Below are 12,752 nucleotides of genomic sequence, written 5' to 3'. Positions count from 1 at the left end.
CGGTACAGGTCTTACGTTCTCAATGTGCGGCTTTTCGAAGCCCCCACGGACACGAAGCCCCCGGTTGTTCCCCCGTGATCGGGGGCTTCGTTCTGTCCTCGCACCCCTTTTCGCGCCGCTGTGCACAACCTTCCGCTTACCCTCGGTCACGGTCCCCGTTCTGCCTGCGGCGCTCTTAGTCGTGCACTCCCTGCGCAGGTACGATGCCTTTCGGTGCGGTCAATTCCCGTCCGTGGCACAGTGGTTCAGCGCGCCTCGACGGGCGGTCGTGCGGCGGGACATCCTGGGGGCACGGCTTGTGGGGGACGTGATGGACATCGGCACGCAGGGCGCACAGGCCCCGGCCGACCTCGCCTGGCTGCGCGGCGTGGACGCCTACACGATGGGCGCCTACCCGCAGGCCGAGGAGGAGTTCAGAACAGCGGTGCGCCTGGATCCCGGCATGGCGGACGCCTGGCTCGGACTCCATGCCCTGCGCATCGACACAACGACCGCGCTGCTGCGGATGTACCGGCATCGCGACCGGTTCGGCGAACAGCGCACCCACCATCGGCGCACGCTCAACTCCTGGTACTGGCTGGGCTGGTGGGTGCAACCGGTGCTGGAGAGCCCACGCGACCTGCTGCTCGCGCACGCGTCGCACTGGCTGGACGGGCGTCATGTCGCCGAGCTGGACCGGGCGTTGGCCGGACTGCCGCCGGTGGACACGGATCCGCAGGTGCGGTTCCTGCACGCCTGCCGGTCCTATCTGGTGAAGGACTGGGAACAGCTCGTACGCAACACCGAGCAGTTGGTCGACGATCCGCTGCTCGGCATCGAGGCAGGGCTCTTCGGCGGGATGGCGCGGGTGCGGCTGGAGATGTACGGGCAGGCCGAGCCGCTGCTCTCCACCGCACTGATGCGCTGCCGCAGCGAACAGCCGCAGCGCAAGGAGTTGCGCTACTGGCTGGCCCGCGCGCACGAAGGCACCGGCCGCAGCGCGGCCGCGCTGCCGCTCTACCGGGCGGTGCACCGGATCGACCCGGCGTTCATGGACACCTCGGCGCGGCTCGCCGCCATCGCGGACTACGACGGGCTCGAAGGCACCGACGAGGCGTCAGGTCTCGCCTCCGTGTCACTGACCGGGCTCGGCATGGACGGTACGGTCGCGGAGGCGCAGCAGGACGGTGACTCGCTGCTCGGCACCGATCTGGTGGACGGCCGGGAGCTGCGGACCGGTGGCGAACCGCAGAACCTGCCGGGTGTCGGCGGGCTGCCTCCCGCCGACCGGGCGGGGGCACGGGAGAAGACGGCGGTGCCCGGTCAGTCGTCGCCGCAGCCGTTCCCGGCGGGGCCCAGCGATCCGGTGCTGCTCGCCGAGGCGCTGGCGGAACTGGAGCGAATGGTCGGCCTCGAACCCGTCAAGCGCCAGGTCAAGGCGTTGTCCGCGCAGCTGAACATGGCGCGGCTGCGGGCCGGCGAGGGGCTTCTGGTCCAGCCTCCCAAGCGTCACTTCATCTTCTCGGGGCCGTCCGGGACCGGGAAGACCACGGTGGCCCGGATCCTGGGCAGGGTCTTCTACGCGCTGGGGCTGCTGGGCGGGGACCACCTCGTCGAGGCCCAGCGTTCCGATCTGGTCGGCGAGTTCCTCGGCCAGACCGCGGTCAAGGCCAATGAGCTGATCGACTCGGCGCTCGGCGGAGTGCTGTTCGTCGACGAGGCGTACAGCCTCTCCAACTCCGGCTACAGCAAGGGCGACGCGTACGGGGACGAGGCTCTGCAGGTGCTCCTCAAGCGGGCCGAGGACAACCGGGACCACCTCGTCGTCATCCTCGCGGGCTATCCCGAGGGCATGGACCGGCTGCTGGCCACCAACCCCGGGCTCTCCTCCCGCTTCACCACCCGGGTGGACTTCCCCAGCTACCGGCCGCTGGAACTCACCTCGATCGGCGAGGTGCTGGCCGCCGACAACGACGACGTGTGGGACGAGGAGTCCCTGGAGGAGCTGCGCTCGATCAGCGGCCATGTCGTCGACCAGGGCTGGATCGACGAGCTGGGCAACGGGCGGTTTCTGCGCACGCTGTACGAGAAGAGCTGCGCGTACCGGGATCTGCGGCTGTCCGGGTACGCGGCGGTGCCTACGCGCAACGATCTGGCGACCTTACGGCTGCCGGATCTGATGCAGGCGTACGGCGAGGTCCTGTCCGGCCGGGGGCCGGTGGACCGGGGGCCGCAGGAGCCTCCGGGACTGTGACGGCGCGGTGGGGCGGGTTGCAGACACCGGGCCCGCCCGGCGGCCGGTGTGTCCGCGCACGCCGGCCGGGCATGTTCTCGCAGCCGCCCCCGTGCGGATGTGTCCTCGAACACCGGACGGGCTCGATGTCGCCGTCTCGAACGCCGGACGGGCTCGGATGTGCTCCCGTCCGGCGATGAGACCGGGCCTCGTTGTCAGGTTCGTGCCGCCAGTGGCTGGAGTTCGTCCACGCCGGGGCCCGCTGGTGCGACCTCCACCGTCCGGCGGGGTACCGAGACCCGGTGCGCCGGGTCGCGTACCTCGCCCACCAGCATTTCCAGGACGTCCTCCATCGCGACCAGCCCCAGCACCCGGCCCGACGCGTCGGCCACCTGGGCCAGGTGGGTGGCCGCGCGGCGCATCACCGTCAGCGCGTCGTCCAGGGGGAGCTCCGCCCGGAGCGTCGCCATCGGGCGCCAGACGTGCTGCGGAACGGCCCGTTCGCCGTCCTCCAGATCGAGGACGTCCTTGACGTGCAGGTAGCCCATGAACGGGCCGCCGCCCTCCGCACAGACCGGGAAGCGCGAGTAGCCGGTCCGTACGGTCAGTTCCTCGATCCGGTGCGGGGTCACCGAGGGGTCCACGGTCACCAGGGAGGCCCGGTCGAGCAGTACATCGGTGACCGGCCTGCTGCCCAGCTCCAGCGCGTCCTCCAGCCGCTCCTGCGCCTCAGGTTCGAGCAGTCCGGCCTGTCCGGAGTCCTCGACGAGCCGGTTGAGCTGCTCACTGGTGAAGACGGCCTCGACCTCGTCCTTGGGTTCGACGCGGAACAGCCGGAGCACCAGCCGGGCGCAGGCGCCCAGTGCCGAGGTGACCGGGCGGCAGAGCCGGGCGAAGCCGACCAGGCCGGGGCTGAGCCACATGGAGGTCTTCTCCGGGGCCGCCATGGCCAGGTTCTTCGGAACCATCTCGCCGATGACGAGGTGGAGGAAGACCACGAAGACGAGCGCCAGCACGTAGCCGAGCGGGTGAACGAGGCCCTCCGGCAGGTGCACCACGTGGAAGACCGGCTCCAGCAGATGGGCGACGGTCGGTTCGGCGACGGCGCCGAGGGTCAGTGAGCAGACGGTGATGCCGAACTGTGCGGCGGCCATCATCTGCGGCAGGTTCTCCAGGCCGTACAGCACCTGACGGGCCCTGCCCGATCCGGCCGCCGCGAGGGGTTCGATCTGGCTGCGGCGTACGGAGACGAGTGCGAACTCAGCACCCACGAAGAACCCGTTCGCCAGTACGAGGAGCCCGGCGAAGAGCAACTGGACGACGCTCATCGTGCGACCTCCAGGACACCGCGTTCCGCCGACGGCGCGTCGACGGTTTCCGGCACATCGGCGATGTGTACGAAGCGAACCTGTTCGGCGCGGTAGTGACCCACCTGGCGGACCGAGATCCGCCAGCCAGGCAGTTCGGCCCGGTCGCCGGGGGCGGGGATCCGTCCGAGGAGATCGGCGACCAGTCCGGCCACGGTCTCGTACGGTCCTTCCGGCACGTCAAGGCCTATCCGGCGCAGGGTGAGAACCCGGCAGCTGCCCTCGGCGTCCCAGGCGGGACGGCCGTCCTCCGAGGCGGCCACGGCCAGTTCGGGCCGGTCGGCGCCTTCCGCGTCGTGCTCGTCCCTGACCTCGCCGACCAGTTCCTCGATGATGTCCTCGAGCGTGACGACACCGGCGGTGCCGCCGTACTCGTCCACCACGACGGCGATCGGCTGCTCCTTGCGCAGGCGCTGGAGCAGCTGTTCGACGGGGAGCGTCTCGGGGACGAGGAGGGGCGGTACGGCGATCCGCCCTGCCGGGGTGCGCCGCCGCTCCTGGGCGGGTACGGCGAGCGCGTCCTTGAGGTGGATCATGCCGACGACCTCGTCGATCCGGTCCCGGTAGACCGGGAAGCGGGAGAGGCCGGTGGCACGGGTGAGGTTGAGGACGTCCGCCGCGGTCGCGGTCGACTGCAGGGCGCTGACCCTCACGCGCGGGGTCATGACGTGCTGTGCAGTGAGCCCGGCGAGCGACAGGGTCCGTACGAAGAGATCCGCGGTGTCCTGTTCGAGGGTGCCGGCCTCGGCGGAGTGCCGGGCCAGGGAGACCAGTTCACCGGGGGTGCGGGCGGATGCCAGCTCGTCGGTGGGTTCGACGCCGAGCAGCCGCACCAGCCGGTTGGCGACGGTGTTCAGCAGGGTGATCACCGGCCGCAGCGCGCTGGCGAAGCGGTGCTGGGGGCCGGCGACGAACCGTGCGACCTGGAGCGGCCGGGAGACGGCCCAGTTCTTCGGTACGAGCTCGCCGATCACCATCTGGACGGCGGAGGCGACCAGCATCCCGATCACCACACTGACGCCGGGTACGGCCCCGTCGGGGAGTCCGGTCGCGGTGAGCGGTCCGGCCAGCAGCTGGGCGAGTGCCGGTTCGGCAAGCATGCCGACGACCAGTGAGGTGATCGTGATGCCGAGCTGGGTGCCGGAGAGCTGGAAGGAGAGCTCGCGCAGGGCGTCGACGACGGTACGGGCCCGCCGGTCGCCCGCGGCGGCAGCGCGCTCGGCGTCCGGCCGCTCCACCGTGACAAGCCCGAACTCGGCTGCCACGAAGAATCCGTTGGCGAGGATGAGAAGGAATGCCGCACTGAGAAGCAGCAAGGGGGTGGTCATGCCGCCGCCTCCTGGGATGGGGCGGCGCAGGTACTACCGGACGATCCGTCCATTGCTGGAGGGAGTCACTCCTTGGGTCGAAGGAAAGCCCCGCCGGCCTCAGGGGCCCTCGGTGCGGGGCGGGGCGCACACAGGGCGCCACCGCCCTCCAGAGTAATCAAGAAGTGGCCGAACGGGGCAGTGGGCTCAGCCGTTGTCCGTACCCGTGCCGTGATTCTCGGCGAGGGCGCGGAGCGTACCGGCGTCGCGAATGGCCTGTTCCTTGGCGATTCCGGGCTGGATGCCGAGGGCGGGCATGCTGGTCCCGTCGCTGAGGTCGAGGAAGACCCACGGGTCGCCGGCGCGCAGGTTGACGCGGACGATCTCCGCCCAGGACAGCCTTCGGGTGCGGGTGAGATTGACCACGGTCACCCCGTGGTCGTCGGCGACGACCTTGGGGCGGCTCAGCAGCGCCAAGACGGCGAAGAAGAGCAGCGCGGTGAAGACGAAGCTGACCCGCTCCCCCGGGCTCAGCTGCTCCAGGCTCATGGCGATGACGGTGATGACGACGAACATCGCGGCTCCCACGGTCAGCAGGACCACCCGGGTGCGGGTCGGCCGGAAGGTGACCGGGAGAGTGGGGAGTTCGGGCCGGGGCGCGGGGGCGGACATGGTGTTCTTCTGTCTTCCGGTGGGTCTGGCTGCCGGTGGGTCGCTGGCTGTCCGGCCGTCAGAGGCGGCAGGCGTGGATGGCCGTCGTGAGGATGGCGCGGGCGCCGAGCTCGTAAAGGTCGTCCATGATCCGCTGGGCCTCCTTGGCGGCGACCATGGAACGGACGGCGACCCAGCCCTCGTGGTGCAGCGGGGAGATGGTCGGCGACTCCAGGCCCGGGGTCAGGGCCACCGCGCGCTCCAGGTGCTCGACGCGGCAGTCGTAGTCCATCATCACGTAGCTGCGGGCGACCAGGACGCCCTGCAGGCGGCGGAGGAACTGCTGCACCTTGGGGTCGTCCTGGGGGGCACCCGTACGGCGGATGACGACGGCCTCCGACTTCATGATCGGCTCGCCGATCACTTCGAGTCCGGCGTTGCGCAGGCTGGTGCCGGTCTCCACCACATCGGCGATGACCTGCGCGACCCCGAGCTCGATGGCGGTCTCGACCGCGCCGTCGAGGTGCACGACGGAGGCGGTGACGCCCACGTCGGCGAGGTGCTTGGCGACGATGCCCTCGTAGGAGGTGGCGATGGTCATGCCGTCGAAGTCCTGCGGGCCGTCGGCCGTGCCGGGCTTGGTGGCGTAACGGAAGGTGGAGCGTGCGAACCCGAGCTGGAGGATCTCCTCGGCATCGGCCCCGGAGTCCAGCAGCAGGTCGCGGCCGGTGATGCCGATGTCGAGGCGGCCGGAGCTGACGTAGATCGCGATGTCGCGCGGCCGCAGGTAGAAGAACTCGACCTCGTTCTCGGGGTCGACGAGGACGAGTTCCTTCGACTCCTTGCGCTGCTGGTAGCCGGCCTCATGGAGCATCGCCATCGCAGGCCCGGAGAGTGAACCCTTGTTGGGGACGGCGATGCGCAGCATGAGGTCAGGTTTCCTTTGCGAGGAGGGAGTCTTGTGCGGATGTGAAGGTGTGCGGCGGTCGTGCTCAGAGGTGCGCGTAGACGTCGTCGAGGGAGATCCCGCGGGCGACCATCATCACCTGGACGTGGTACAGCAGCTGCGAGATCTCCTCGGCGGCGGCGTCCTTGCTCTCGTGCTCGGCGGCCATCCAGACTTCGGCGGCCTCCTCGACGACCTTCTTGCCGATGGCATGGACTCCCTTGTCCACCAGCTCGGCGGTGCGGGAGGTGGAGGGGTCGCCGTTGGCGGCCTTGAGCTGCAGCTCGGCGAAGAGCTCTTCGAAGGTTTTGTTCGCCATGATGGTTCTTAGAGTACGGGGTGCCGCACCCTCGCTCAGCGCCAGGGCTCGCTGACGGTGCGCAGCGTGGCAGCGGTGGCGACGGCCGCCGTGACCGCTTCGTGCCCCTTGTCCTCGTTGGAGCCCTCGAGGCCGGCCCGGTCGAGCGCCTGCTCCTCGGTGTCACAGGTCAGTACGCCGAAGCCGACCGGGACCCCGGTGTCGACGGCGACCTGGGTGAGGCCGTTGGTGACGCCGTGGGACACGTACTCGAAGTGGGGCGTGCCACCGCGGATGATCACACCGAGGGCGACGATCGCGTCGTAGCCGCGGCCGGCCAGCACCTTGGCGACGACCGGGAGCTCGAAGCTGCCGGGCACCCGGAGCAGTGTCGGCTCGTCGATGCCGAGGTCGTGCAGGGCGCGCAGTGCGCCGTCGACGAGGCCGTCCATGACCTTCTCGTGCCACTGGGCGGCGATCACCGCCACCCGCAGGTCACCGCAGTTGCGTACGGACAGTTCGGGTGCGCCCTTGCCGCTCATGATTCTCCTACCGCTCGTTTCCGTGATCGTTACTGGTTGCCGCAGGTCGACACCGAGGCGGCGTCGAGCCAGGGCAGGTCGTGTCCCATGCGGTCCCGCTTGGTGCGCAGGTACCGCAGGTTGTGCTCGCCGGCCTGGACGGGCATCGGCTCGCGGCCGGTGATCGCGAGGCCGTGCCGCACGAGTGCGGCGGTCTTGTCGGGGTTGTTGGTCATCAGCCGGACGCCGTGGACGCCGAGATCCTTGAGGATCTGGGCGCCTGCCCCGTAGTCCCGGGCGTCGGCGGGCAGACCGAGCTCCAGGTTGGCGTCGAGGGTGTCGACACCGTGCTCCTGGAGTTCGTACGCGCGCAGCTTGGAGAGCAGGCCGATGCCGCGGCCCTCGTGGCCGCGCAGATAGACGACGACGCCGCGGCCCTCGTCGGTGATGCGCGCCATGGCCGCGTGCAGCTGGGGGCCGCAGTCGCAGCGCTGGGACTGGAAGATGTCGCCGGTCAGGCACTCGGAGTGGACCCGGACGAGAATGTCGTCGCCGTCACCGAGGTCGCCGTGGACGAGCGCGACATGCTCGACACCGTCGACCGTGGAGCGGTAGCCGTACGCGGTGAACTCGCCGAACGATGTCGGCAGCCGGACCTCCGCCTCGCGGCGGACGGTCGGCTCGGAGGAACGGCGGTAGGCGATCAGGTCCTCGATCGAGATGATCGTGAGGCCGTGCTTGCGGGCGAACGGCACCAGCTCGGGCAGACGCAGCATCACCCCGTCCTCGCCGGCGATCTCCACGATCGCACCGGCGGGCCGCAGCCCGGCGAGCCGGGCCAGGTCGACGGCCGCCTCGGTGTGGCCGTTGCGGACGAGTACACCGCCGGACCGGGCGCGGAGCGGGAAGATGTGGCCGGGGCGCACGAAGTCGGCGGGGCCGGCCTGGCCGCCCGCCAGCATCCGGAGCGTGGTGGCCCGGTCGGCCGCGGAGATGCCGGTGGTCACGCCGTGTGCCGCGGAGGCGTCGACCGAGACGGTGAACGCCGTGCGCATCGACTCGGTGTTGTGGTTGACCATCTGCGGCAGTTCGAGCCGCTCCAGTTCGTCGTTCTCCATCGGCGCGCAGATCAGGCCGCGGCATTCGCTCATCATGAAGGCGACGATCTCGGGCGTGGCCATCTCGGCCGCGATGACGAGGTCGCCCTCGTTCTCCCGGTCCTCGTCGTCGACGACGACGACGGGGCGTCCGGCCGCGATGTCGCGGATCGCCTGCTCGACGGGGTCGAGGGAGAGGTCCTCGACGACGCTGTCATGTTCCGGGTGCAACCAGGTGGGCTGGGCAGTCATGCCGTGGCTCCTTCCAGAGCGGGTGTCCGCGTACGCAGCCACCAGTCGCGCATGCCCCACAGGACGAGGGCGCCGTAAATGACGTAGACGAAGCCGGAGAAGGCGAAGCCGTTGGCGAAGTTCAGCGGCACACCGACCAGGTCGACCAGCAGCCAGGCGAACCAGAACTCGACCATGCCGCGCGCCTGTGCGTACATCGCGACGACCGTGCCGACGAAGATGTACGCGTCGGGCCACGGGTCCCACGACAGCGTCGGGAACGCGGTGAACAGCCCGCCGACGGCGAGAGTGCCGAGGGCTGCGCCGCCGACCAGGAATGCGCGCTCGCGCCAGCTGGCGAACCGTACGGCGATGGAGCCGTCCTGGGCCTGCTGCTTGCCGCGGTTCCACGACCACCAGCCCCACGCGGCCACGACGATCACCACCAGCTGCTTGCCCGCGCTGCCCGAGAGGTGGGCGGAGGCGAAGGCGGCCAGCAGGATCACGCCGGAGACCAGCTGGGCGGGCCAGGTCCATATGGAGCGCCGCCAGCCGAGCGCGAGGGCGGCCAGGCCGACCGTGTTGCCGATCATGTCGGACCACTTGATGTGCTGGCCGAACAGGGCGAAGGCCTCCGAGTTGAGCCAGCCGACGGCGCTCACTTCGTGTCCTCCCGGTCCCGGTCGCCGAGCAGCCGCTCGACGTACTTCGCGATGACGTCCACCTCGAGGTTGACCGGGTCGCCGGGCTCCTTGATGCCGAGCGTGGTCAGGGCGAGGGTGGTGGGGATGAGGCTGATGGTGAAGTAGTCGGGTCCGGCGTCGACGACGGTCAGGCTCACGCCGTCGACGGTGATCGAGCCCTTCTCCACCACGTACCGGGTCAGCTCCGCCGGGAGGGAGATCTTCACGATCTCCCAGTTCTCGGAGATCTTGCGGTCGACGATGCGGCCCGTGCCGTCGACGTGCCCCTGGACGATGTGCCCGCCGAGCCTGCCGCCCACCGCCATGGGGCGCTCCAGGTTGACCCGGGAGCCGGTCTCCAGCGCGCCGAGGCTGGACCGGTTCAGGGTCTCGGCCATCACATCGGCGGTGAACTCGCCGTCGCCGAGGTCGACGACGGTGAGGCAGACGCCGTTGACGGCGATGGAGTCGCCGTGCTTGGCGCCTTCGGTGACTACGGGACCGCGCAGGCGGAATCGGGAGGCGTCGCCGAGCTTCTCGACGGCGGTGACCTCACCCAGTTCTTCGACAATTCCGGTGAACACTCAGTTTCCCTTCCGGGCAGGGCCGGGGACGGCGGTGATGCGCAGATCGGGGCCGATGCGTACGGTCTCGGTCACGTGGAGGCGCAACGCCTGGGCGATGGTGGAGATTCCTGCGTCGGCGAGGGCCGCGGGGCCGGCGCCGAGGAGCACAGGGGCGAGATAGCCGACGACCTTGTCGACCGTTCCCGCCGCGACGAAGGCCCCGGCCAGGGTCGGGCCGCCTTCGAGGAGTACGGAGCGCACGCCGCGCGTGTGCAGGGCCGCGAGCAGCGCGTGGATGTCCAGGCCGGGGCCGGTGGCGGCACGCGGCAGCCGCAGGACGGTCCCCTCGGGCAGATGGCCGGTGTCGGCGTCCTCGGCGACCGCGACCAGGGTGGGCGCCGTGCCGTCGAGGACGCGGGCGCCGGGGCGCACCGCCGTGGCACCGGTGTCGACAACCACGCGCAGCGGCTGTACGGCGCCCTCGACGCCTCGCACACCGAGCTGGGGGTCGTCGGTACGGGCGGTGCCCGAGCCGACCACGACGGCGTCGGCCTCGGCGCGCAGCCGGTGGACGTCGGCGCGCGACTCGGGAGAGGTGATCCAGCGGCTGGTGGCGTCGGCGGCGGCGATCCGGCCGTCGAGCGTCGCGGCGTACTTCCACAGGACGTACGGACGGCCGAGCCGCACCGAGGTCAGCCATGCGGCGTTGCCCGCCTCGGCCTCGTCGGCGAGGAGTCCCTGTTCGGCCTTGATCCCGGCTGCGCGGAGGGTGTCCGCACCCCCGGTGGCCTGCGGGGTCGGGTCGGCCACCGCGTACACGACACGGCTGACGCCGGCCTCGATCAGCGCCTGGGCGCAGGGGCCGGTGCGACCGGTGTGGTTACAGGGCTCGAGAGTGACGTACGCGGTGCCGCCGCGGGCCTTCTCACCTGCTGCGCGCAGGGCGTGGATCTCGGCGTGCGGCCCTCCGGCGCGCTGGTGGAAGCCTTCACCGGCCGGGCGTCCCTCGGCGTCGAGAATCACGCACCCGACGACCGGGTTGGGGCTGGTGGAGCCGAGTCCGCGGGCGGCGAGCGTGATCGCTCGGCCCATGGCGGTGCTGTCGGCTGCGGTGTCCACCGGGTCCTCCTGCCTCTTCGGGCACGGACTCCGGGGCCTGTCGATGACGACAGATGAAGCGGAACGCAACAGGGAACGCCGAAACCGAAGACACGGACGCGGGTCTTCCGGAAACCCGGAAGACGCATCCGCCGACGGCGGCGTATCTGTGACGGCCCGCCGCGCACTGCCTCCCATCCGGACTTTAACCGTCGGTCCAGGAATCTCACCTGGTCAACCGGCCGCTGGATGCGGACGGGTCGCGGACTATAACCGCCGGTTCGGAATTGCACCGACCCCGGAGTGCGCTGCTGCTGTTACAGGATCAGTCTGCCACGCCTGCCCATGCGCCATACGGACGAGAGGTGTGGAGTGGCTCACAGCCCGGTCCCGGGCGGGCTCGCGCCCGTACCCACGGACGTGCGCACGAGGAGGTTCCGGCCCGCCCGTTCGCGTGTCTCTGACAGGCTGGTTCCATGACGACGCTTCTGGTGACCGGCGGGGTGGGCATCTGACGCCCGGACGAGCCGTCGGGAAGACCACGTTCGAGGAGTTCCTCACGGAGCGCTGCCCACGCCGCGCGCGGTGAACAGCTCGTCCTGAGCCGCATCGCGTGCGGCGAGCAGCGCGCCACGGAGCACCGCGGAGCCGCCCAGCAGGCCCGCTCTGACCTCCGTCCGCAGCGGGGACATCATGGCCAGCCGCTCCTCGACCCGGGACGCCAGCGCTTCGCCGCCCGCGTGACCGACCTCGCCGGCGAGGACCACACAGCCGGGGTCGATGACCGAGGCGACGGCGGCAGCGCCCACCGCGAGGCGGTCGGCGAGGGCGGAGAGGAATGCCTCGCTCTCCCCTTGCCCGGCCAGGGCGGCCCGTACGGCGAACGCGGCAGCCGGCTCCTGCTCCCCGGCGCCCATCCGCGTACGCACGTCGATGCCGTGCCCCAGGGCCAGTTCGCACACCGATGCCGCGCCCACCAGGGAGTGGAACCCGCCGTCGCAGTTGACCGCGGAGGGGATCCCTGCCGTGCCGGGCACGGGCAGGAAGCCGATCTCGCCCGCACCGCCGGAGGCTCCGCGGCGCAGTTTGCCGTCCAGCATCACGGCGGCGCCGATGCCGTGACCGAGCCAGAGCAGGACGAAGGTGTCGCGGTCCTGGGCCGCGCCCAGGCGGTGTTCGGCGACGGCGGCCAGGTTGGTCTCGTTCTCGACGAGCACGGTCGCGGGCAGCCGCTGCTGGAGCACCCGGACGAGGCGACGGTGCCAGGCGGGCAGGCCGGTGGTGTCGTGGAGCTCGCCGGTGACCGGGTCGATCAGGCCGGGGGCGCCGATACCGACGCTGTGCAGCGGTGCGGCACCCGCCTCGCGCGCGGTGCCCTCCAGCAGTGCGGCCGCCTGTTCCGCGGCGGTTTCGGTGCCCGTGTCGCTGCCGATCGGCAGGGTGGCCTCGGCGAGCGTGACGCCGAGCAGATCGGCGACGACGACGGTGACGCTGTCGGTGCGCACGTCGAGGGCGGCGAGGTGGGCGCGGTCCGCGACGATCCCGTACAACCGGGCGTTGGGACCGCGCCGCTCGGAGCCGCTCTCGCCGACGACCTGGATCAGGCCGGCCCCCTGCAACCGCTCCACCAGGTCGGCGACGGTGGGACGGGAGAGCCCGGTCAGGACCTTGAGCTGGGTGGCCGTCAGCGGGCCGTCCTCCTGGAGCAGTCGAAGGGCGAGCCGGTCGTTGATGACCCGGGCGGTGCTCGGTGATGCGGGCATGCCGGGATCCTT

At 70.8% G+C, this 12,752-nt stretch carries 12 protein-coding genes and 1 riboswitch; of the genes, 1 reads left to right on the top strand and 11 read right to left on the bottom strand.

Annotated elements, in window-relative coordinates:
* The first annotated feature begins 310 nt into the window (after window positions 1-310).
* Window positions 311-2,233: an AAA family ATPase gene (locus OHB49_RS34410; RefSeq protein ID WP_329166720.1), complete on the top strand. Its 1,923-nt coding sequence runs from the start codon at window positions 311-313 to the stop codon at window positions 2,231-2,233.
* A 194-nt stretch (window positions 2,234-2,427) separates the two neighbouring features.
* Here OHB49_RS34410 and OHB49_RS34405 read toward each other — a convergent pair whose 3' ends face one another.
* The 11 genes from OHB49_RS34405 to OHB49_RS34355 all read right to left on the bottom strand — a co-directional run bounded on the left by OHB49_RS34405 (window position 2,428) and on the right by OHB49_RS34355 (window position 12,740).
* Complete coding sequence (locus OHB49_RS34405) at window positions 2,428-3,540, bottom strand: hemolysin family protein (RefSeq protein ID WP_030968855.1); 1,113 nt, start codon at window positions 3,538-3,540, stop codon at window positions 2,428-2,430.
* Window positions 3,537-4,907 (bottom strand): hemolysin family protein, encoded by a 1,371-nt coding sequence (locus OHB49_RS34400; protein ID WP_329164814.1) that lies wholly within the window; start codon window positions 4,905-4,907, stop codon window positions 3,537-3,539. The genes OHB49_RS34405 and OHB49_RS34400 overlap by 4 nt, the downstream gene beginning before the upstream one ends.
* A 186-nt stretch (window positions 4,908-5,093) precedes the next feature.
* Window positions 5,094-5,558 (bottom strand): PH domain-containing protein, encoded by a 465-nt coding sequence (locus OHB49_RS34395; protein ID WP_030968850.1) that lies wholly within the window; start codon window positions 5,556-5,558, stop codon window positions 5,094-5,096.
* 58 nt (window positions 5,559-5,616) lie between these two features.
* On the bottom strand, window positions 5,617-6,465 hold the full coding sequence (gene hisG / locus OHB49_RS34390; RefSeq protein WP_030968848.1) for an ATP phosphoribosyltransferase: 849 nt from the start codon (window positions 6,463-6,465) through the stop codon (window positions 5,617-5,619).
* 64 nt (window positions 6,466-6,529) lie between these two features.
* A complete protein-coding gene (locus tag OHB49_RS34385; RefSeq protein ID WP_018524273.1) occupies window positions 6,530-6,802 on the bottom strand; it encodes a phosphoribosyl-ATP diphosphatase in 273 nt (90 codons plus the stop codon).
* Between the two features lie 35 nt (window positions 6,803-6,837).
* Complete coding sequence (gene ribH, locus OHB49_RS34380; RefSeq protein ID WP_030919009.1) at window positions 6,838-7,323, bottom strand: 6,7-dimethyl-8-ribityllumazine synthase; 486 nt, start codon at window positions 7,321-7,323, stop codon at window positions 6,838-6,840.
* A gap of 29 nt (window positions 7,324-7,352) precedes the next feature.
* Entirely contained in the window at window positions 7,353-8,651 is a 1,299-nt protein-coding gene (locus OHB49_RS34375) for a bifunctional 3,4-dihydroxy-2-butanone-4-phosphate synthase/GTP cyclohydrolase II (RefSeq protein ID WP_329164812.1), read from the bottom strand.
* A complete protein-coding gene (locus OHB49_RS34370; protein ID WP_030919002.1) occupies window positions 8,648-9,292 on the bottom strand; it encodes a nicotinamide mononucleotide transporter family protein in 645 nt (214 codons plus the stop codon). The genes OHB49_RS34375 and OHB49_RS34370 overlap by 4 nt, the downstream gene beginning before the upstream one ends.
* Complete coding sequence (locus tag OHB49_RS34365; protein WP_030968842.1) at window positions 9,289-9,897, bottom strand: riboflavin synthase; 609 nt, start codon at window positions 9,895-9,897, stop codon at window positions 9,289-9,291. Before OHB49_RS34365 ends, OHB49_RS34370 begins: the two co-directional genes overlap by 4 nt.
* A complete protein-coding gene (ribD, locus tag OHB49_RS34360) occupies window positions 9,898-10,998 on the bottom strand; it encodes a bifunctional diaminohydroxyphosphoribosylaminopyrimidine deaminase/5-amino-6-(5-phosphoribosylamino)uracil reductase RibD (RefSeq protein ID WP_329164811.1) in 1,101 nt (366 codons plus the stop codon).
* Window positions 10,999-11,157: 159 nt separating this feature from the next.
* Window positions 11,158-11,288, bottom strand: a riboswitch (FMN riboswitch).
* A gap of 246 nt (window positions 11,289-11,534) precedes the next feature.
* Complete coding sequence (locus tag OHB49_RS34355) at window positions 11,535-12,740, bottom strand: ROK family transcriptional regulator (protein ID WP_329164809.1); 1,206 nt, start codon at window positions 12,738-12,740, stop codon at window positions 11,535-11,537.
* Between the last annotated feature and the right edge of the window lie 12 nt (window positions 12,741-12,752).

The organism is Streptomyces sp. NBC_01717 (genome assembly GCF_036248255.1).
GTDB lineage: Bacteria > Actinomycetota > Actinomycetes > Streptomycetales > Streptomycetaceae > Streptomyces.
The sequence above is the reverse complement of the archived record's forward strand: the minus strand, read 5'-3'. Positions and strand labels throughout refer to the sequence as shown.

Coding starts and splice junctions, on each gene's coding strand:
- OHB49_RS34400 (WP_329164814.1), bottom strand. CDS start 4,907: ATGACCACCCCCTTGCTGCTTCTCAGTGCGGCATTCCTTCTCATCCTC.
- OHB49_RS34375 (WP_329164812.1), bottom strand. CDS start 8,651: ATGACTGCCCAGCCCACCTGGTTGCACCCGGAACATGACAGCGTCGTC.
- OHB49_RS34395 (WP_030968850.1), bottom strand. CDS start 5,558: ATGTCCGCCCCCGCGCCCCGGCCCGAACTCCCCACTCTCCCGGTCACC.
- OHB49_RS34410 (WP_329166720.1), top strand. CDS start 311: ATGGACATCGGCACGCAGGGCGCACAGGCCCCGGCCGACCTCGCCTGG.
- OHB49_RS34385 (WP_018524273.1), bottom strand. CDS start 6,802: ATGGCGAACAAAACCTTCGAAGAGCTCTTCGCCGAGCTGCAGCTCAAG.
- ribH (WP_030919009.1), bottom strand. CDS start 7,323: ATGAGCGGCAAGGGCGCACCCGAACTGTCCGTACGCAACTGCGGTGAC.
- OHB49_RS34405 (WP_030968855.1), bottom strand. CDS start 3,540: ATGAGCGTCGTCCAGTTGCTCTTCGCCGGGCTCCTCGTACTGGCGAAC.
- OHB49_RS34355 (WP_329164809.1), bottom strand. CDS start 12,740: ATGCCCGCATCACCGAGCACCGCCCGGGTCATCAACGACCGGCTCGCC.
- hisG (WP_030968848.1), bottom strand. CDS start 6,465: ATGCTGCGCATCGCCGTCCCCAACAAGGGTTCACTCTCCGGGCCTGCG.